The 19,941-nt window shown below is 43.6% G+C and carries 13 protein-coding genes; 9 read left to right on the top strand and 4 right to left on the bottom strand.

Going from position 1 to position 19,941, the window contains the following annotated elements; genetic code table 11:
* Positions 1 to 6: 6 nt before the first annotated feature.
* The gene (locus tag VB083_RS08060) at positions 7 to 288 is read right to left on the bottom strand and encodes a MoaD/ThiS family protein (RefSeq protein ID WP_213690576.1); all 282 of its coding nucleotides are present in this window, start codon (positions 286 to 288) and stop codon (positions 7 to 9) included.
* A gap of 151 nt (positions 289 to 439) precedes the next feature.
* Here VB083_RS08060 and VB083_RS08055 point away from each other — a divergent pair, with 151 nt between their 5' ends.
* From VB083_RS08055 to VB083_RS08035, 5 genes are read left to right on the top strand one after another with little or no spacing between them, the layout of a single operon-like run.
* Complete coding sequence (locus VB083_RS08055) at positions 440 to 856, top strand: RrF2 family transcriptional regulator (RefSeq protein WP_213701551.1); 417 nt, start codon at positions 440 to 442, stop codon at positions 854 to 856.
* A 28-nt stretch (positions 857 to 884) separates the two neighbouring features.
* Positions 885 to 2,075, top strand: coding sequence for a cysteine desulfurase NifS (nifS, locus tag VB083_RS08050; protein WP_213690578.1), 1,191 nt, complete (start codon positions 885 to 887; stop codon positions 2,073 to 2,075).
* 2 nt (positions 2,076 to 2,077) lie between these two features.
* A complete protein-coding gene (gene nifU, locus VB083_RS08045) occupies positions 2,078 to 2,521 on the top strand; it encodes a Fe-S cluster assembly scaffold protein NifU (RefSeq protein WP_213690579.1) in 444 nt (147 codons plus the stop codon).
* A gap of 2 nt (positions 2,522 to 2,523) precedes the next feature.
* A complete protein-coding gene (locus tag VB083_RS08040) occupies positions 2,524 to 3,210 on the top strand; it encodes a HesA/MoeB/ThiF family protein (RefSeq protein ID WP_213690580.1) in 687 nt (228 codons plus the stop codon).
* Positions 3,207 to 3,791 (top strand): DNA-3-methyladenine glycosylase I, encoded by a 585-nt coding sequence (locus VB083_RS08035; RefSeq protein WP_307879601.1) that lies wholly within the window; start codon positions 3,207 to 3,209, stop codon positions 3,789 to 3,791. Before VB083_RS08040 ends, VB083_RS08035 begins: the two co-directional genes overlap by 4 nt.
* Before the next feature lie 62 nt (positions 3,792 to 3,853).
* Here the strand turns inward: VB083_RS08035 and VB083_RS08030 are convergent, their stop codons facing one another.
* Positions 3,854 to 5,677, bottom strand: a complete 1,824-nt coding sequence (locus VB083_RS08030; protein ID WP_213699668.1) for an aldehyde ferredoxin oxidoreductase family protein — start codon at positions 5,675 to 5,677, stop codon at positions 3,854 to 3,856.
* Positions 5,678 to 5,778: 101 nt separating this feature from the next.
* Between VB083_RS08030 and VB083_RS08025 the strand changes: the two genes are divergently transcribed.
* Positions 5,779 to 6,726, top strand: coding sequence for a cation diffusion facilitator family transporter (locus VB083_RS08025; protein WP_213690582.1), 948 nt, complete (start codon positions 5,779 to 5,781; stop codon positions 6,724 to 6,726).
* A 99-nt stretch (positions 6,727 to 6,825) separates the two neighbouring features.
* Positions 6,826 to 7,797, top strand: a complete 972-nt coding sequence (locus VB083_RS08020) for a DnaJ C-terminal domain-containing protein (protein WP_213690583.1) — start codon at positions 6,826 to 6,828, stop codon at positions 7,795 to 7,797.
* A 1-nt stretch (position 7,798) separates the two neighbouring features.
* Here VB083_RS08020 and pbpC read toward each other — a convergent pair whose 3' ends face one another.
* Positions 7,799 to 10,030, bottom strand: a complete 2,232-nt coding sequence (gene pbpC, locus VB083_RS08015; protein WP_323401946.1) for a penicillin-binding protein 1C — start codon at positions 10,028 to 10,030, stop codon at positions 7,799 to 7,801.
* Positions 10,023 to 15,314, bottom strand: coding sequence for an MG2 domain-containing protein (locus VB083_RS08010; protein WP_323401945.1), 5,292 nt, complete (start codon positions 15,312 to 15,314; stop codon positions 10,023 to 10,025). Before VB083_RS08010 ends, pbpC begins: the two co-directional genes overlap by 8 nt.
* 300 nt (positions 15,315 to 15,614) lie before the next feature.
* On the opposite strand from VB083_RS08010, the gene clpB reads away from it, so the two are divergent.
* Together clpB and VB083_RS08000 are read left to right on the top strand one after the other, a co-directional pair.
* Positions 15,615 to 18,227, top strand: coding sequence for an ATP-dependent chaperone ClpB (gene clpB / locus VB083_RS08005; protein WP_323401944.1), 2,613 nt, complete (start codon positions 15,615 to 15,617; stop codon positions 18,225 to 18,227).
* A gap of 106 nt (positions 18,228 to 18,333) precedes the next feature.
* Positions 18,334 to 19,941 carry a dipeptidase gene (locus VB083_RS08000; RefSeq protein WP_307879596.1) on the top strand — a complete coding sequence of 536 codons (1,608 nt, stop codon included), beginning with the start codon at positions 18,334 to 18,336 and terminating at the stop codon, positions 19,939 to 19,941.

Raw genomic sequence — 19,941 nt, 5'->3', positions numbered from 1 at the left:
CTTATTTTAGCCGCCTCCGACAGGTGGAAAAATATTAACGACGTCATCATCACAAAGGGCAGTGTCAATCCCATTAAGATGAGCTATGTGTTTGCCATTGACCATGATAATAGTGCCCATCATGAGTTTTTTGCCATCTTCTTCTTCCGACCAGATCCATTTATCAAATTTTTCTCCATATTCGGCAGAGAGTTTTTCTAAAAGTTCTTTCACAGTAGCAGGGGCTTTTATAGAAAATTCTCTTTGCCCTGCAACGTACATAAGAAAAGCATGTAAACGAAGTATCATGTGCTTTCCTCCTTTTATCTGTTTCTCTATTTATATCATTATCTATTTTCGAGACATAGATTGCAAATATAGAGCTGTTTATTCTTGACAAATCTAGTAGGGTATAGTATGAATACCTATGTAGAAGTTGAGAAAAAGTAGGTGGAATCGTATGAAACTTTCGACTAAAACGCGGTATGGTCTTCGGGCCATGATTGAGCTGGCTCGACAATATAATGGGCGTACACCTTTAAGTATTGTCGATATAGCGTCAAGGGAACATATTTCAGAGCGATATCTTGAGCAGCTCTTTTTGAAACTGAGACGGCAAGGATTGATAGAGAGCATTCGTGGCCCTCAAGGCGGTTATCTTTTGAGCCGCTCCCCTGAAGAAATAACAATTTCAGAAATAGTCGAAGTTCTTGAAGGACCAATTCAAATAACAGATTGTCTGGAAGGAACAGAATGCTTGCGTGAAGGAGTATGCCCGGCTCGTAAACTTTGGGTCAGGCTTCGAGAGAGTATGGATGAGGTTTTAATGTCAACAACTCTTAAGGATCTTGCAGAAGACGAAGAGTCTCTCGAATAGATTTATAAAGAAAGGCAGGCTAAAAATAATGCGACAAGTCTATATGGACCATGCAGCAACAACGCCAGTGGCTACAGATGTTCTCAATGCGATGATACCTTACTTTACTGAATCTTTTGGGAATCCATCGTCTCTTTATACAGTGGGTCAGAAGAACAAAGAAGCAATAACTGCTGCCCGCGAAAAGGTAGCGAAAGTTTTGAATGCGTCACCAGACGAAATCTATTTTACAAGTGGAGGAACAGAGTCTGATAACTGGGCTCTTAAGGGAACGGCATTTACATATCGCAGTAAGGGAAACCACATTATTACAACAAAGATTGAACACCATGCGATACTACATTCTGCCGAATATCTAGCCAAGTTGGGATATGACGTAACGTATCTTGATGTAGATTCTGAAGGCCGAGTTTCTGTAGAGGATGTAGAGAAGGCCATTACAGATAAGACAATTCTCGTTTCAATTATGTTTGCAAATAATGAGATTGGAACGATTCAGCCAATCGCAGAGATAGGAAAATTGTGCCATAAAAAGGGTATCCTTTTTCATACCGATGCAGTACAGGCTGTAGCCCATGTTCCTATCGATGTGAAAGCTATGAATGTTGATATGCTTTCTCTTTCGGCCCACAAATTTTATGGCCCTAAGGGAACTGGCGTTATGTATATCAGAAAAGGTGTTAAGCTCGACAACTATATTCACGGCGGAGGTCAGGAACGAGGTCGCCGGGCTACGACAGAGAATGTAGCAGGTATCGTTGGTTTAGGAGCGGCTATAGAGCGAGCAAATCTGAAAATGGAAGAAGAGAGAAGACGCCTTTCTGAGTTGAGAAATAATCTTATAGCTGAAATCATGAACCGGATTCCATATGCCAAGCTCAACGGCGCATTGGGGGAAAACAGACTTCCCAATAATGTCAATGTCAGTCTTATTGGAGTTGAAGGGGAAACGTTAATTATGGATCTCGACATGTTTGGAATTTCGGCTTCCACTGGAAGTGCCTGCTCGTCAGGTTCTCTTGATCCATCTCATGTGCTTATGGCAATAGGTTTAAGTCACGAACAGGCTCACGGCTCGCTTCGTCTTAGTCTTGGAGAATCGACAACGAAAGAAGATATAGACTACGTAGTGGAGAAATTAGTAGGAATTGTCGAACGCCGTCGTAACATGTCGCCGCTGTGGGAAGATTTCATAAAAGCTCAAGAGAGGAGTAATTAAGTATGCTTTATAGTGAAATTGTAATGGACCATTTTCAGAATCCCCGTAACGTGGGAGAGATAGAGAACGCCGATGGAATAGGAGAGGCAGGAAATCCCAAGTGTGGAGATATTATGAAGATCTATCTCAAAGTAGAAGATAATCGCATTGTCGATATTAAATTTAAAACCTTTGGGTGTGCTTCTGCTATAGCTTCTTCAAGCATGGCTACTGAACTTGTTAAGGGGAAAACTATAGAGGAGGCATGGAATCTGACGAATAAAGCTGTTGCCGATGCCCTTGATGGTTTGCCTCCTGTTAAAATGCACTGTTCTGTATTGGCGGAAGAAGCAATTCATGCAGCTATTAATGATTATCGCCGACGTCAGAAACTTGAACCCTGGAGCGAGAAAAGCCACGATGAACTGGTGGATGAACATAGCCACCACGTTCATCATCACGAATAGTTATGTCTTTTCACCGCTATGATCGAAATCGTGGAACATTGGGGATCGAAGGCCAGGATCGGCTCTTTCGATCCCATGTTCTTGTCGTAGGATGTGGCGGTTTAGGTGGAGTTGTTGTTGAAATTCTGGCCAGGGCGGGTGTCGGGATGCTTACGTTAGTTGATGGAGATGTTTTTTCAGAGAGCAACTTGAATCGCCAGCTTTTAGCCAGAGAAAAGGATATAGGAACGCTCAAAGTTGAAGTTGCGCAAAAAAGAGTTTCGGCTATCAACAGTGAAGTGCAGACTCGTGTTATTCCTTTTATGTTATCTGAACAAAATTGTCGGGATTTTTTACAGAACGTAGATCTGGTTATTGATGCTCTCGATAGTAATGATGCGAGACAGATTTTGTATCGTGAGTGCGCGTCAGCGAAGATTCCGGTTATTCACGGGGCTCTTGGAGGCATGATTGGGCAAGTTGGGCGATATAAACCGTGGCAGAAGACTCATTTCGATCTCTTTGAAAATCCCCTGCCGAATCAGGGAATAGAAAAAGATTTGGGAACTCCTAGTTTTACGCCTTTTGTGATAGGCTCTCTCGAAGCATCGGAAGCTATAAAATATCTGGCTGGGGTAGAATCTGTGAGATGGGGAACTTTAACTTTTATAGATCTCGCTATGATGAGTATGGAGACCATCGAGCTATGAAGAATCAAGATAAGACCGTGTTGAATCGATGTCCTTGGGCTGAGGGGCATCCATTATTGATGGCGTATCACGATGAGGAGTGGGGTATTCCACTCTATGATGACCGGCGTCTCTTTGAACTTTTAATTCTTGAATCGGCTCAGGCTGGATTAAGCTGGCTTACCGTTCTGAAGAAACGAGAGGCTTATAGAGAGGCCTTTGAAAATTTTGATGTAGACAAAGTTGCTGCCTTTGATCAAGAGAAGATAGCAACATTGTGTAATCACCCCGGTATCATTCGAAATAGGCTGAAGATCGCGTCAGCTGTCAAAAATGCTCGCTTTTTTATTGATACAGCGGAGAAATTTGGTTCCTTTTCTACCTTTTTATGGAATTTTGTTGATGGAAATCCGATTAAGAATCATTGGAGAGATGAACGCGACGTTCCAGCAACTACTCCTCTTTCAGAGAAGCTGAGCAAAGAACTGAAGCGAAGGGGGTTTACCTTCGTAGGTTCCACTATTTGTTATTCGTATATGCAGGCTATAGGAATGATTAACGATCATCTCGTTGACTGTTTTTGTTATTCCAGGGAAAAATAAGGTTTGTAAAAGAGCCATATGAAGAGAGAATCTCTTCATATGGCTCTTTTCGATGTGTTTATTCATATGGCTAAAAATTCTTCAATACCAAGTCTTTTCAGTTGTTCATAGGTAGGGAGCCCATCTTCATTCCATCCCCGAAGGCTATAGTATTCTTTTAGTTGCTTTTCAAGGTCGGGTAGGGTATCTGCTGCTCCTCCTGTTTTGCGTGGTTCCTTGAGAATCCTTTCGGGCAGGGTGTCATCTTTTTTTGTAAGACCACACCGGCCATTGAATAGTCGCTTTAACGTGAATATCCGGTCGGCAATTTCTTCGAGCTCTTCTCGTGTCATTTCCCAGCCTGTAATACCGTGAATCCACGTGAGAAGATCGTTGATCGATACGGTAGCCAGAAATGGAAATTTGCATATCTTCAGTGAGTCGAGAATTCCCATGTAATTTTGAAAAGGAACGTTCAATTTTCCTTTCTCTTCATCTGTTGATCTGTCGAGAACTTCTGTTATGCCAAAATCAGGGTATGTTGCATTACGTTCGCAAGCGTAGGTATAGCCAGAGAGATGACAGGCTCCCCTATTTGACGTGGCATATCCGGTGGCGAGACTTTTATAACAGCGAGGGTCATGGGCGGGCAATTCAAGTCCTTTTACGTGAATGGCATAGTGCTCGGCACCCTTACCAATTTTTTCAGCAGCTTTTCGAGTTCCCAAACTGAGAATAGCGCCGATTCCTTCTCTTTTCCCAATGGTTTCTACCATTCGAATAACAGCTTTTCCATCTCCCCATCGAAGAGGAAAGCCAATTTCCTCTTCTGTAATAATGTGGCGATCAAAAAGCTCCATGGCAAAGGCTATGACAGATCCAGTTGAAATAGTGTCGAGGCCGTAACGGTTACAAAGATCGGCAGCACGGGCAACATCCTTAAGATCATTCACGAGGCAGTTGCTTCCAAGCATACCAATCGTTTCGTATTCAGGGCCAGCTCCTGCGACAGTATCGAAGGCGACTTCCCGACCGCAACGAATAGGACATGCCATACATCCGTAATTTTCTGTAAGAATAGTATCGGCCATGGCTTCTCCAGTGAGTGATGACACTTCCGGTTTCCAAGAACCCTGTTGCCAGTTTTTAATTGGCAGGTCTCCATATTCTTCAGCAAGCGAAACGCCTCCTGCTGTTCCGAAACGAGTCATGCCTTTCAGCTTTTGCGAAAAAAGAAGATGTTTTTCCTTTGAGAGAGCATTAACTTCTTCTTTGTCAAAAAGATCGGGACGATAAGATCCTCCAGCAACTATAGCTTTGAGTTTTTTGCTTCCCATAACAGCACCGAGGCCACATCTTCCTGCAGCTCTGGCATGGGAACCGTCGTGCATTATTCCAGCAATCAGGGCGAGCTTCTCTCCAGCCGGTCCAATGCATGAAACCCCGCAGGGCGCATTAAACTCTTTTTTGAGAAATTCTTCCGTTTCAAAAGAGTCTTTTCCCCAGAGAGACGAAGCGTCGCAAAGAGAAATTTCACCATCTCGAATAGAGAGATAGAGAGGTGTATCAGCTTCACCTTCAATAATTATTCCATAATAGCCGCTTCGTAAGAGATGATATCCAAAGGTGCCTCCGGCATCCGATTCGCCGAATGCCCCCGTTAAAGGTGATTTCGAAATGATTTGGTGTCGTCCAGAGGTTGGAATGCCTGTCCCCTGAAAGGGGCCGTTCATGAATATGAGTGAATTCTCTGGACTTAAAGGTTCAACTTCGGGCTGAGAGTATTTGAAAAAGAAATAAGTGCCGAGGCCTGAGCCGCCAATATAGCGACGAGCAATGCTTTCTTCAACGGAGAATGTTTCAATCGCCTTTGAAGAGAGATTTACGTGTACCATTTGCATTTTCATAAATCAGTTCCCCCCTTTGTTGCTTGTTACACCCTTTTCATTATATACTGCAACTATTTTAAGATTTTGATTGAAAGAATGAAAAGAGGGGATAGGTGTTGGTGGAAATCAACAGGGGAGATCGCGCCCTAGCCGTGACGCTGCGAGGTTTCTGGGTCAATTTGATCCTCACTATTCTGAAGTATATTGCAGGTTTTGTCGGCCATAGCGGAGCCATGGTTGCTGACGCGACTCATTCCCTTTCAGATTTGATAACCGATGTGGTTGTATTTTTTGGCTTTAAAGTTGTAAATAAGCCTGCAGATAGCAGCCACAGATATGGACATGGTAAAGTTGAAACGCTATTGGCTTCCTTGTGTGGCGTTGTTCTCTTTATAGCTGGAACAGGTATTCTTCTTGAGGCGGTGCATAAAATTCTCTTAGTTTTAAAGGGAGAAACCTTTCCGCGTCCTGGATTGCTTGCTATAGGAGCTGCGGTTGTGTCTATAGTTGTGAAAGAGGTTTTATATCGCTATACGGCTGTCTGGGCTACTAATATAAACAGCCCGGCTCTTATGGCGAAGGCTTGGGATCATCGTTCAGATGCCTTTTCTTCCATTGGTGTTCTTTTTGGCATTGTTGGCGCTCGTTTTTTTGGTGCGGGAGGACGCATTCTTGATCCTATTGCGGCGGCAGTAGTGAGTTTCTTTATTATTCGAGTATCTTTGCCTATTATGATGGAGAGCCTGAACGAGCTTCTGGAAGGTTCTTTGGATAAAGAGACTGAAGATCGAATTATGGCTCTTATACGGGAATCGAAGGAAGTACGTGATGTTCATCGTCTTCGTACTCGTCGGGTCGGACCGTATATTGCCATGGAAACTCATATTCTTGTAGATCGTACAATGGGGCTTGTAGAGGCTCATAATATTGCCTCTACAATTGAAGATAGAATTCATAACGAATTTGGGTCTGAGACTCTCATTTCTCTTCATGTGGAACCTTTGCCTGAAAAAGGCGGCAATCACAATGACGATCATGTAACGAATGAAGCAGTCTCTTCTCACTAAAGAGAGGAAGATAAGAGCCTGGACAGAGAGTTGCCCGGGCTCTTTTTTTGTCGTATAATCTTTGGTTAGTAAAGGTCAAATTAAAAGAAGGTGGTAAATATGCCTGTTACATATAAAGATTACTACGCTATTCTCGGTGTTGATCGGAAAGCTTCTCAGGATGAAATTCGTAAAGCCTATAGAGCTTTAGCGAAAAAATATCATCCTGATGTAAATAAAGAGCCGGGAAGCGAAGAACGCTATAAAGAGATTAATGAAGCTTACGAAGTTTTGAAAGATCAAGATAAGCGGCAACGATATGATACTTTAGGGAACCAATGGAGTGAAGGTCAGAATTTTACACCGCCTCCCGGATGGGGAGATGGTGGCACATTCCGTATGGACTTCGGTAATGGAAGTGGCGGTTTGGGAGATTTCAGCGATTTTTTCAAAACCATCTTTGGAGGATTTAATGGCTCGACGGGTGGGGCTGAGAGCTTTTTCTTCGGAGGGGCCCCTCGCCGGCGTAAGGGGGAGGATATTGAAGTTCAGATGGAACTTTCCCTGATAGATGTTATTCGCCGTGAGCCAAAATCTATTTCAATAGAAAAGCATGACGTGACTTCTGATGGGCGGAGGATTCCCCGAAGACAGACATTGACGGTGAATTTTCCCCAAGGAATGACTGATGGAAGTCGCATTCGCCTTCCTGGAAAGGGAAGCAGAGGAATAGGAAATGCCTCTAATGGAGACCTTTACATTACTATTAAATTGCGAGAGGATTCTCGTTTCGAAGTGAATCAGTACGACCTGACGACAGTTGTGAAAGTTACTCCGTGGGAAGCGGCTTTGGGAACGTCTCTGAATATTGAAACGTTGGAAGGCGGCGTAACGATGAAATTGCCGGCAGGAACCCAGAGTGGTCAGCTTCTTCGCTTGAGGGGAAAGGGATTGCCTCGTCGTAAGGGGGCTCAGCCTGGAGATTTGTATGTGAAGATAGAGATCGTTGTGCCGAAAAATCTTTCACTTCGTGAAAAAGAACTGTTTGAAGAGTTGGCGAAAATCTCTTCTTTTAATCCGAGAAGGCAGTAATTTATTGAAGCTCCAGAGGTTTCAAAGGCAAAACAGCTGGAGAAGAGAGAGAAAGAACTTCAATAGTGATTGAATCGGAACGGCCTTTTTCATCCATTACGGATATATTATGTTGCCCCGGAGAGAGTTGCCAGAAAATCTCTTTCGGGGCTTTTATTTTGCCGAAAAATTGATTATCTATATACCAGAACAAGAAGCCACTTGCACCTTCGCTGCGAAGGGCAATCTTTTGTTTTCCCCCAGTCGGTGTTATAAAAAACTGGGTATTATTTAGTGGAGACGTAATTGTTATAGGAGAATCTTCTGTATAAACTCTTCTTGTTGAACTCATGAGAGCCAGTTCGGAAGGCCAGACAATCACAGGCTCCCCTCTCCGCATTTGATGAATGGAGCAGCGGTCATTTCTAGATATTCCAGGAATATACCAATCAATTCTATGTGTAGGACAACTTTCCGAGGGTGGAAGCCCAGATAGAGCGCAGACTGTTCTGCGACCTAGACTACTTGGCGGAGCATACCATTTTATTTTGTTTTGTGTTGCCCAGCTCAGCATTTCTATTGCGGTAGGAGCAGCTAGTTTCAAACCAGTAAGAACAGGATTGGGAAAGCCCGCCGGATCCCCAAACCAAACGACGATAGTGTATTCAGGGGTATACGCAGCTGTCCAGGCATCTCTTAAACCGTAAGACGTTCCTGTTTTAAAGGCTATGTTCATATTCTGATCGACTAAAGCTTCTCTACGCATGGGGAGGAGACGGGTTTGATCTTTCAGAATATCGGCAATAAGAAAGGAACTTGCTTCGTCAAAAATTCGTTTCTCGTAAGAAGGAGTCGAACCTTTAATCATCTGAAGAGGTCGCTGAATTCCCAAGTTGGCTATAGTTTCGTATGCCAAAGCCATTTGCATAACAGTTGTTTCGCACCCTCCTAAAATAAGGGAATCTCCGTAGTAGAGAGTATCTTCATTCAAAGAGGTGATTCCCGCAGACCGTAATGTTTGGAGCAAAGTTTCTCCTCCTACTTCTCGGAGAACTCTTACGGCTGGAACATTCAAAGATTGGGCCAGGGCTTGTCTGGCTGAGACGGGGCCTCTATATCGCAAGTCGAAGTTGCGAGGGGAAAGCCCTCCAAAAGAAAGAGGTGTATCGGCTAAAAGAGAAGAAGGGGTAAGAATACCTCGACTAAAGGCTTCAAGATATGCAAAAGGCTTCAAAGCTGATCCTGGAGAACGCAGAGCCTGGCAACAATCAATCCAGCTTCCCGACTGGCGGGTTCCAAATCGGCCATTCCCTACATATGCCAAGATATTACCGGTAGGATTGTGAATGAGTAAAGCAGCTCCCGTAATTGAAGATGGAAGAGTGTTGAGTGTTCGTTGAAGAGTGTGCTCTATCTGATTCTGAAGCTCTACATCTAGCGTCGTTTCTATGCGCGAGCTCGTTACTTTCTGCAAAACTTCATGCGCAAAATGAAAAGCCATAGCGGGCATATCAAAAGAGCGTTCAGGAAGTGGTGCTTTTTTCCCTTCGATACACTTTTCTTCTGAAATAATCCTCTGTTCGACAAGAGAGTTCAATATAGAGTCGCGAAGTGTTTTTGCTCTTTGAGGGTTGCGATCTGGACGGTAGAGAGATGGGCCACGCAACATTCCGATGAGAAGAGCCGCCTCTTCCACAGAGAGAGATGATGCTGGTTTCCCAAACCACATGCGACTTGCAGCTTCTACGCCTCTTATATTGCTCCCAAAGGGAGCTCTATTCAGGTAAATTTCAAGAATATCTTTTTTTGACACTCCCTGTTCGAGTTTCATTGCTTGAAGAAATTCAGCCGCCTTGACAAGTATCGTTCGAGGACGGGGATTGGAGAGGCGAATGACTTGGCTCGTAATGGTAGAGGCTCCAGAAACAACTCTTTTGGCCTTTATATTTTGCAACGCGGCACGAATAATGGCCTGAAAATCAACACCATGATGTGACCAGAATTTTCGGTCTTCGATAGCTACGGCTATTTGAGGAAGCCATGGGCTCATCTGTTCGTAAGGTATTGGAATACACCATTCTGATTCTGGAGAGAGCCCCACATAAAAAGTTTTTCCTGTTCTGTCAAGAAGGACTCGCGATACTGGCCAATGTTGTACTTTTTCAATTTGAAGCGGGACGAAAGAGGGGCTGGCCCAAAGGAGCGATAAGAGAGAAGCTCCAATAGCCAGCCCTTTTATCCATTTCTTATTCAATAGTGAATATGCCTCCACGACTCAAACTTCTGACACCTGGATTGTACATGTCTTCTATATAGACGGGAGGAAGAGCAAAAGTACCTTTTGTTACAGCGCGCACTGTATAACGATAGATAAGAGATTCTTCAATGTTTGAGATAAAGAGTATCAGACGATCATCTCGTTTCTCTGCTCGCACATTGGCTCCGCTGGCAGGCATGAAGTAGATTTCTCCAGCAGATTCAATCTCAACGCCGCCAGGAAGGATATCAGAAAGAACAAGAGAGGTTATTGGTGCCTGTGGCCTTATGTGCAATTCTACAGTGATTTTTTCTCCCAAAGACGCATGTTCTTTTATGAGCCGTTCTACCTCAATTCCTTTGTTATAAGGATCTTGAGGAGTTGTCGGTATACCAGAAAGAGTCATGCCATAATGGAGAACGCCGTTGCCACGTTTTTGAAGTTTAAGGTCTGTAGCAACATCATCAAGAGATATTGCCGTACTCTCTTTTTCTGTAGTTTTGGCGAGTGTCGTTCCATCAGCAGCGAGAATATCTGCTGTAAAGGGTTCTTTTTGAAGAGCGTAGGTTTTCTCTATATATCGTCCGAGAGCAATAAGGGCAAATGCATTTTCCTGTGTTGTTGACCAGCCCTCTTTTTTCATATTTTGTATAAGTCCAGAAGCCAATGCCGTAGTTTCCGGTGCCATTGGATCAAGACTATTCCACATGAGAAGAAGTAATGCTCTGTTTCTCCAATAGAGTTCAAAGGTTTTACCAGGAGTTGTCTCTTCCTTTCCTTCATCTGTGGGCGCTACCACATCACCAAGTTCTTTGAGGGGAGCTGTGTTTTTAGAATAGAGGGCATAGGCTCCAGCAAGGAAAATCCGTCCCGAGTCTTTCATATTCTCTTTCTGACTTTTAAGATGCTCCATCCATCCCAATGGTGGCTCCCCATGAAGGGTGAGGACGTAAGCAGCGTAGGCACGGGTAGAGAAGCCATCAGCACCTTCTTCGTCGCTCAAAGAAAGAATTTGGCGCATATAAGATAACGCTCCGCTCAAAAGGGTTTCGGAAATAGGTATATTCTTTTGAGAGGCTTCCACAAGGAAATGGGTAGCATATATGCTGCCCCACATATCGGCAATTCCATCTCCGCTCCATGAAGCAAAACTTCCATCGAAGAGTTGCAGGTTAGCGAGACGACGCAGAATAGCTTCAAGTTGGTCTTTTACTTCTTTCTCCGACGTGAGAAGGGGATCAAGTTTTTGAGCCAGATCGGGCAGTACAAGAAGTGGCCATCCCTTTGATACTGTTTGTTCCAGACAATCATAAGGATATGTTCTCACGAAATTGAAAGCCCCTGTTAGATTGGCAGTAGGAAGCCCCGAAAGAAGAAGAGTGCCTTTCTGTGTTCCCGGGAACCATGATGTGTCAATATGAAGGAAATGATCTCCCTCTTCTGAAATCGTGCCATTTTTTACAATGGAGATTCTGGGGAACGGTGGCCGGATGGTAATCTCTTTTGAAAGCGTAAAGCTTTTCTCTCCCCATGTTGTTTTTATGTCAAGGGACCCAATTTGTGCCTTTTCGCCAATAAAAACTGGTACTTCTGTGTGTTTGCGCCCATTGGCAGGGACAGTAAGGCTCAGCGTATTGTTTTCTTCAACGGTCAGTCCTTTTGTTTCTATAATTTGAAGAGTTACCTTTTGTTCCTTATCACTTCGAGAAAAGACGGTAATGGGCATCATAAGACAATCTTTTGGTGCAACAGCTCGAGGAAGAGTCGTCTCTACAACAATATCTCTTTGAATAATGACGGGGCGGGATGCAGATCCAAAAGCTGAGTCTGTTGCAGCGATAGCCATTAAACGTCCCTTCCCGCTGAATTCAGGAATATCGAGAGATATGCTGGCTTTACCATCGTTATCTGTCTCGATGTCTCCCTCAAAAAGTGACAATATTGTAAAAGACTTTCCTGTAAGAAGAGGAGAGAGTAGTCCCCCCATAGCGGCACTGTACATGGCTTCTGCGCTGTCTCCTCCAGCTGGGTGAAGCTGCTGTGTTTTTCGAGATTCAAGAGGCATCAATTGGTCGTACATATCGTTTGTCAGGGGCGACAGCTCTCTTTTACTTAAGAAAAATGTATCAGGTGAAGGTGTCGCATACCCTGTCAGACCAAGAATTCCTTCATCGACCAAGGCCAGAGCTACGTGTCCCTTTACAGGTTTATCTTGATAATTTTTAAGCTGAATGGTGACAGGAAGCGTTTTCCCTGGTTCGACCTCTTCTGAGCTTTCAATAGAAACAGATAGGTGACTTTCCGGTGAGCCAACAACGAGTGGTACTGTTCCTAAAGCTCTGTGAGCTCCCCAAGCATCATAATCTTTTTCAGAAACCGGCCGAATAACCCAAGCCGTGCAGTAAGCATTGGGAATCATTTCATCAGTTATTTTTACCTTTAATGTCGTTTCGCCAGATTTTATCTCCTCAATTTTGCGAGTGATCTGTTTATCTGTTTCTACAGTGAAAAGAAGCAGCCCCTCAAAAGGAGATCTGATTTGGATAGTTGCCGTTTCTCCTGGAACGTATTTTTCTTTATCTGTTGAGAGAAGCACTCTATCGATAAGGGGAGATCCTCCATCACCCTCTCCAAAGGCATACCATACCTCAAGTCGTGTAGAGGCGGAACTTCCCGTTGCCTGATCTTCAAAACGGACGAGATATTCTCCTGGATCTTGTGGTGTAAAAGAAAATGTTCCGATGCCTTCTGAAAGAGCGATTTCTTTTACATCTGCTGTTCCGATTTCTTCCTGTTCTTCCATACGAGTTTGGTCACCGTAGCGTTTGAGAGTATAGTGTTTCATTACTTTGGCTACAGAGGCGGTAACAGAGTTCAGAGGGGCAGCACCTCCGTCTGGAGTTACTGCGGCTACGCGCATTTCGTATGGTTTTTGTGGAACAGGAGTCTCTTTGCTTTTCTCAATTCCCAACATATAGAGAGTGGGATAATAGGGAATCTTTATTGTTTCAGGAACCCAACGTCCACCTTCTTCTCTGACTTTGACGGTAAAAAGAAAGTGAAGTATTGATGGCGCTTCTAGCCCTTCTTTTATCGTGTAATTCAGTGTTCCCTTGCCTTCTTCATCAAGGTTGCCTTGTCCAATAAATTCTGTAATACTCTTATGCTCTTTTTCTGCATCTCCGAAAGTGTAGGCTGCCCATTGGGAATTAGTGAAAGAGACGGGCATGGTCCTAACCTCCGCCTCCCATGGAAGATCGGATGCTGGAGCTCCAAAAAGATACTGAGAGGAGAAGGAAAGAGTAACATCTTCTCCCGGTTCAAGAGTCTTTATACTTTCATCTATTGCGACTTCAAGACGAGGTGGAGCAAATTCCTCTATATAAAATGTCATTGTTCCAAGAGGAGCTTTTTCATTTCCAGGTAGAGAGAGGGCCAATTGGTAGGTGCCCGTCATGCTGTTTTCAGGAACAGCCCATGAATAGAGCAACGTTCCCTCTTTTGATAGTTCCGCCGTAGAACGGGCAAGCTCTTTCCCATTGCCAGATCGAATAGTTACAAGAAGGGGGAAAGGCTTGGGAGCTTGTCGTTTCTCATCTCTGACGATAGCCTTGAATTGAGCTGTTTCTCCAGGTCTAAATATATTCCTTGGGGCGAAACAAAAAGCTTCATATCCCTTTCTGAGATATGGACGGCCGGATATATCGAAGCCGTTATCTGCAAGAATATTTCGGTCAAGACGCAGAAAAGAGAGATCATCGTCTTTTTCTACGGTGAGCAGATAGGGGTGTTGATTGTCATCCCATGGAGAGGTTCGATGAAGCATAAAAACACCGTCTCGGCCCGTTTTCCCCTCTGCTATGAGTTGATTACTTCGTGAATAGATTCTGACATTGGCTCTAGATGTAGGTGTGAGTTTCTGAATAGAATTAACCCATACCATAATTCCCTCTGAATAGGTTCTTGCCACAATGCCAATATCTGTTACGGCAACAACCTGCTGTGCTTCTTGCCACGTGTTGGGGTCAGCATTTTTAGCAGTAAGCAGGAATACGCCTTTATGGTCTTTTGCCAAATCGCGAATGTCTACGGCACGTCGTTCAATCTTGTTGGGAGCGCCGGAAATTCGGGCTTTCTTTTGCACAACAAGGCGAGAGAGCTCTCTTGGGATAGCGTTGGTGCCTGTGAGCATTGCGTAGGAAATATTGTTTTCGTAGAGACGCCAAAGAGTCAGGTCAACTTCATTGATATTGACAGTTTCAATAGGAATCCTCAGATCTTCTGCCGGTGTCAGAAACATCCCAGCGTTAGGAAAGTCTATAGCTGCATCAATATCTGAAAAAACAAAAGCCTTTATAAAATCTTCTTCCAGTGTGCTTCCTGAACGGGCAGCTAGTCCTTTCTTAAGCGTAACCACGTATCTTTGACGAGGTTGAAAAGCCCCTTCGATAGAGAAACCACTGTACTCTGGATTTAACGTAAAAGGTATTTCAGGTTCAAGAGAAATATAATTTTTCGCTTTTGCAACATCAACCGGAGTAGATGTCTGCATCGTAATTGATCCTCGGCGTGGAGATTGAGCATATGCCCAGGAACTACGTATAGTTAACCTCTTTGAAAGAGAAATTTTCTGCAATATTTCCTTTTCGAGTGGAAGAGGACCACTTTCGCTTGTAAGTCCAGAGGCAATATTTAAAGTCAAGGAGTCTCCGTCAAAAGAACGTGTAGTAAGAGATATGGAACGAGAAGGGCGTTCCCCTATAACAGCATATGGAACAGATCGCCCCAGAGAATCTTTTAGAGTTGCAAATCCCCTAAGCCTGATGGGTGAGACGGGAAGGGAAAAGATAAGCTCAAGTGTAGCGCTTCCATCTTCTGTGAAATCAACTTGACGGGCTTCCATAAAAGATAACGGTTCCGTATTGAAAGAAAATGTATGCCGTCCGGCAAGCAACCTCCCCTTCTGATCACGAATATTCTCTTTGAGTTCCACGTTATATTGTGTGGCTGGAGAAAGTGGAGCGAGAGGCTTTAAAGTAAAGGTTTGAGAATCGTTCCACGTTCCTTCTGCAGGAAGCTCAGGCCGGATTATTATGGGCCATGAGTCGGTGGTTGTTACTGGCGAAGAAAAGACTACCGTAATGTGAGGCGTTCCTTCTTTAACTTGTCCTTGAGGTTTACAGTCGGTAACGACGAAGTCTTCTGCTCCAAAGGCGTATCCGGAAATAAGAATGGAGAGAAGAACACCCAAACACAGAAAACGAATTATTTTTTTATTCATGGAAGTACCTCCATATCTATAGGTCTACCATTAATTGTACATGCTTATGGACATGATGAATATTGTTTCCATTATATCCACTCTTGTTTTATTGGCCTAAAAGATAAAATTTCACCTAATTTAAAAAACAAAGAAAAAAAGAGAAAATAAGATGTAAATAGAATAAATCATAAATAAAATGGATTAGTTCAAACTCTGCTCTCTTGAATGACCAATCCTGACCTTTATAATACTTATTGGTTAGTAAAGGTCAAAGCCGTCGAAGATAGAGTGAGGCGGTCTTTCGGGGAGGTTCTAATTATGGATATAACGAAATTTACACGAAAATCACAAGAAGCACTCTCGTCTGCTCAGGATATGGCTCTTCGATGGGGGCATCAAGAGGTAGATGGCGAGCATTTGCTTCTTGCTCTTCTTGAACAGTCGGAAGGTTTGATTCCCCGTATTCTTCAGAAAATGAACGTATCTGTAGATGCCTTGAAAAGGGATGTGCAAAGAGAACTGGAGAAACGACCGCGAGTTTCTGGGCCTGGGCTTGAGCCCGGAAAAATTTACATTTCACGGCGAGTTTCCCAGATTCTTATTGAAGCACAGGAACGGGCAGAACGTTTAAAGGACGAGTACGTTTCTGTCGAACATATTTTTTCGTGTCTTTTAGAAGAAGGTTCAACAACGGTTTCTGGCCGAATTCTTGCTCAGCACCATATTACGTCAGAGACTTTTTTAGAGACGTTGACTGCTGTTCGAGGAGCTCAGCGTGTATCGAGTGAAAACCCAGAAGAGACATATGAAGCCCTCGACAGATATGGACGGGATCTCGTGAAAATGGCTCGTATGGGCAAACTTGATCCTGTTATTGGCCGAGATGAAGAGGTACGAAGAGTTGTTCGTATTTTAAGCCGTAAAACGAAGAATAATCCTGTCCTTATCGGAGATCCCGGCGTAGGAAAGACAGCTATAGTTGAAGGACTCGCGCAACGTATTGTACGTGGCGATGTTCCTGAAGGGTTAAAAAATCGAAGTATTTTTGCCCTTGATATGGGCTCACTTGTGGCTGGTGCGAAATTCAGGGGAGAGTTTGAGGAGAGGCTAAAAGCTGTTCTAAATGAAATAAAAAATAGTGAGGGTCGTATTATCCTCTTTATTGACGAACTACATACAATCGTTGGAGCCGGGGCGGCAGAGGGGGCAATTGACGCTGGGAACATGTTAAAACCCATGCTGGCCAGAGGCGAGCTTCATTGTATAGGAGCTACAACGGTAGACGAATATCGCAAACACATAGAAAAAGATGCGGCTTTGGCTCGTCGCTTTCAGCCTGTTTTAGTTGAGCAGCCCGACGTGGAAGATACAATTTCAATTTTGCGAGGTTTGAAAGAACGTTTGGAAGTTCATCACGGAGTGCGTATTCGAGATAATGCCCTGGTTGGAGCTGCCGTTCTTTCCAATAGATATATTACTGACCGTTTTTTGCCAGATAAGGCTATTGATTTGGTCGATGAAGCCTGCGCCATGATTCGAACGGAAATTGACTCTTTGCCAGCAGAGCTTGATGCAGCATCTCGAAAGGTTATGCAGCTCGAAATAGAAGAAGCTGCTTTGAAGAAAGAGAAGGATGAAGCAAGTCTTGAGCGGCTGAAGACACTTCAGAAAGAACTTCAGGAAGCACGGGAAGAAGCAGATACTCTCAGAGCCCAGTACGAAAGTGAAAAAGAAGTTATAACACGTGTACGCTCGTTACGAGAAGAGATAGATACAGTAAAAAGAGAGATCGAAAAAGCTGAGAGAGAATACGATCTGAATAAAGCTGCTGAATTGAAACATGGACGTCTTCCCGAGCTTCAGCAACAGTTGAAAAAAGAAGAGGAGGCACTTGCTTTAAGGCAGGGAGGTTCCCGGCTTTTAAGAGAAGAAGTTACTGAAGATGAGATCGCAGATATTGTTAGTCATTGGACTGGCATTCCCGTGACACGCCTTATGGAAGGGGAGCGGGAAAAGCTTCTTAAGCTTGATGAAATTCTTCATAAGCGTGTGATAGGACAAAACGAAGCGGTAGATCTTGTGGCAGATGCTGTTATACGGGCACGATCAGGAATTAAAGATCCTCGTCGACCTGTTGGTTCCTTTATTTTTCTGGGGCCCACAGGTGTAGGAAAAACAGAGCTTGCCAAAACATTGGCAGAGGCTCTTTTTGATAGTGAAGAGAACATGATCCGAATTGATATGTCTGAGTATATGGAAAAGTTTTCTGTATCTCGTCTTATAGGAGCCCCTCCCGGATATGTGGGCTATGAAGAGGGAGGTCAACTTACGGAGGCCGTTCGACGCAGACCCTATTCTGTTATTCTTTTCGATGAAATAGAGAAGGCTCATCAGGATGTTTTTAACGTATTGCTTCAAATTCTTGATGATGGACGTGTTACCGATAGTCATGGACATGTAGTGGATTTCAAAAATACCGTGATTATTATGACGAGTAATATAGGTGCCCCCTATCTTCTTGACGGAATTACAGCGCAAGGTGAAATTAAGGAAGATGCACGAAACGCTGTTATGAGAGAGCTTCGTCAGTCTTTCCGTCCGGAGTTCTTAAACAGGGTTGATGACATTGTCCTTTTTAAGCCTCTTCAGAAAGAAGAGATAGAGAAGATTGTGTTGTTACTTACAGAGGCGTTACGAGATCGCTTAAGAGATCGCCGTATCGATCTAGAACTTACAGATGAAGCTGTTCAATTTATAGCGGATGCTGGATACGACCCTGTTTTCGGAGCACGTCCCCTGAAAAGATACATTGTGAGACAGCTTGAAACCCGTATAGCTCGGGCTCTGATCTCTGGAAAGATACGGGAAGGGAGTGTCGTTTCTGTCACTGTTGAAAACGGGGCTCTTGCAATAGATACAAAAACTAACTAACAGTTCGGATCAGAACTGATCGTAATATAGAGAAAAGCGTCGGAGGACATTCCGACGCTTTTTTGTATATAATGAGTATCTGAGGGGTGAGGAAGGAGTTGACATAGTGAAACGCAGTGTACACGGTTTATTTTTGATTTTCTTAGCAGTCTTTTTTGTCGTAAATCCATATCTTGCGGAAGCATGTACCACTGTTTTAGTTGGTAAAGATGTGAGTATTGACGGTTCGGTTATTAACTCTCATACGGCAGATAGTTGGTATGATTCTAATTTGAGAGTTGTTCAAGGTGCAAAGTATCCAAAAGGGACAATGATGGATGTCTATATAAACCTTTTGGGAGAAGATAGAAATCCTCCACGTGTTATTGGACAAATACCCCAGGCAGAAGAGACATATACCTATTTTCATGTTGGGTATTCATGTTTCAATGAACATCAACTTTCTATTGGCGAGAGTACTGTGGGGCAGAAAGATGAATTACAAGCATTCTTACCAGATGCGAGGGGAATTTTAACTATAGAGCAACTTGAGATTTTAGCCCTTCAACGAACCAAAACGGCTCGCGATGCAATTCGTCTTATCGGTTCAATGGCTGAAAAATATGGCTTTCTTCCTTCTTGTGCAGGCCAGGGGGAGTCTCTTACAATTGCAGATCCCTATGAAGCCTGGATTTTTGAAATACGCAGTGTGGGCTTTGGCTGGACACCAGAAAGTAAAAAATCAGGTGCTGTCTGGGCTGCTCGGCGTGTTCCCGATGATGAAGTTGCTGTTGTAACAAATGGTAGCGTTCTTACATATATAGATCTTTCAAAGCCAGATTATTTTATGGCGTCAAAGAATTACATAGATGTAGCTATTGAACATGGTTGGTACGACCCTAAAAGGGAAAAATCTTTCAACTGGAGAAACGCCTATACCCCAAAAACGGGATATTGGTCGATGTACGCTCCATGGGTAAGAGAACGTTTGCATTACCTCTATAAATCATTGGCACCTTCAAAAGAGTGGGATCCCAATGGTGATCTCGCCTGTTATCCTTTTTCTATTAAACCAGAGAAAAAACTTGGAGTTCGAGACGTCATAGCTTTGCTTCGTTCTCCCCTTGAAGGAACTCCATTTAACATGGAGGAGCATCCGGCGTGGCTTGTTCCTGATGTAAATGGTCACTTGTCAAAAAGTGAGTTGGCAACGCCATTTCCAGATAGGGCCATGCGGACTCTTCTAAACATTCCTTATCACAGACCTGTATCGGCAAGAACGTCTTATAGCTTTGTTTCCCAATCGCGATCGTGGTTGCCTGATAGTGTCGGTGGAGTCATGTGGTTTTCGTTGGGACACCCTCACATGAGTACGTATGTTCCTGTTTATGCCGGTGTGACGCAAACTCCAAGTGAATGGCGCAATTTCAATATGGATCAGTTTTCACCTTCTTCTGCTCGATGGGTTTTTATGCTCACGGGAGATTTGGTCAATAAGAGATATCAGCAGGCTTTTCGTGATTTAGAAGAAATGAGAAGGCCAATAGAAGGTGACATCTTTAAAAGGCAGTCAGAAGTGGAGAAGAGGGCTCTTGATTTATTGAAAAAAGATAAGGATGCGGCTGTTAGTTTTCTAAATGAAGAGACAGAAAAAAATATGAACGAAGTCAAACAAAAATTCTGGGATTTTTGTACATTCCTTATAGCTAAATATACGTGGAACAGGTCTTGGTAG

Source organism: Aminobacterium sp. (assembly GCF_034926885.1).
In the GTDB taxonomy this organism is placed as follows: Bacteria; Synergistota; Synergistia; order Synergistales; family Aminobacteriaceae; genus Aminobacterium.
The sequence above is the reverse complement of the archived record's forward strand: the minus strand, read 5'-3'. Positions and strand labels throughout refer to the sequence as shown.

Bases quoted from the DNA above. Each gene is read 5' to 3' on its own strand.
- VB083_RS08060 (WP_213690576.1), bottom strand. From the start codon at position 288: ATGATACTTCGTTTACATGCTTTTCTTATGTACGTTGCAGGGCAAAGA.
- VB083_RS08055 (WP_213701551.1), top strand. From the start codon at position 440: ATGAAACTTTCGACTAAAACGCGGTATGGTCTTCGGGCCATGATTGAG.
- nifS (WP_213690578.1), top strand. From the start codon at position 885: ATGCGACAAGTCTATATGGACCATGCAGCAACAACGCCAGTGGCTACA.
- nifU (WP_213690579.1), top strand. From the start codon at position 2,078: ATGCTTTATAGTGAAATTGTAATGGACCATTTTCAGAATCCCCGTAAC.
- VB083_RS08040 (WP_213690580.1), top strand. From the start codon at position 2,524: ATGTCTTTTCACCGCTATGATCGAAATCGTGGAACATTGGGGATCGAA.
- VB083_RS08035 (WP_307879601.1), top strand. From the start codon at position 3,207: ATGAAGAATCAAGATAAGACCGTGTTGAATCGATGTCCTTGGGCTGAG.
- VB083_RS08030 (WP_213699668.1), bottom strand. From the start codon at position 5,677: ATGAAAATGCAAATGGTACACGTAAATCTCTCTTCAAAGGCGATTGAA.
- VB083_RS08020 (WP_213690583.1), top strand. From the start codon at position 6,826: ATGCCTGTTACATATAAAGATTACTACGCTATTCTCGGTGTTGATCGG.
- VB083_RS08010 (WP_323401945.1), bottom strand. From the start codon at position 15,314: ATGAATAAAAAAATAATTCGTTTTCTGTGTTTGGGTGTTCTTCTCTCC.
- clpB (WP_323401944.1), top strand. From the start codon at position 15,615: ATGGATATAACGAAATTTACACGAAAATCACAAGAAGCACTCTCGTCT.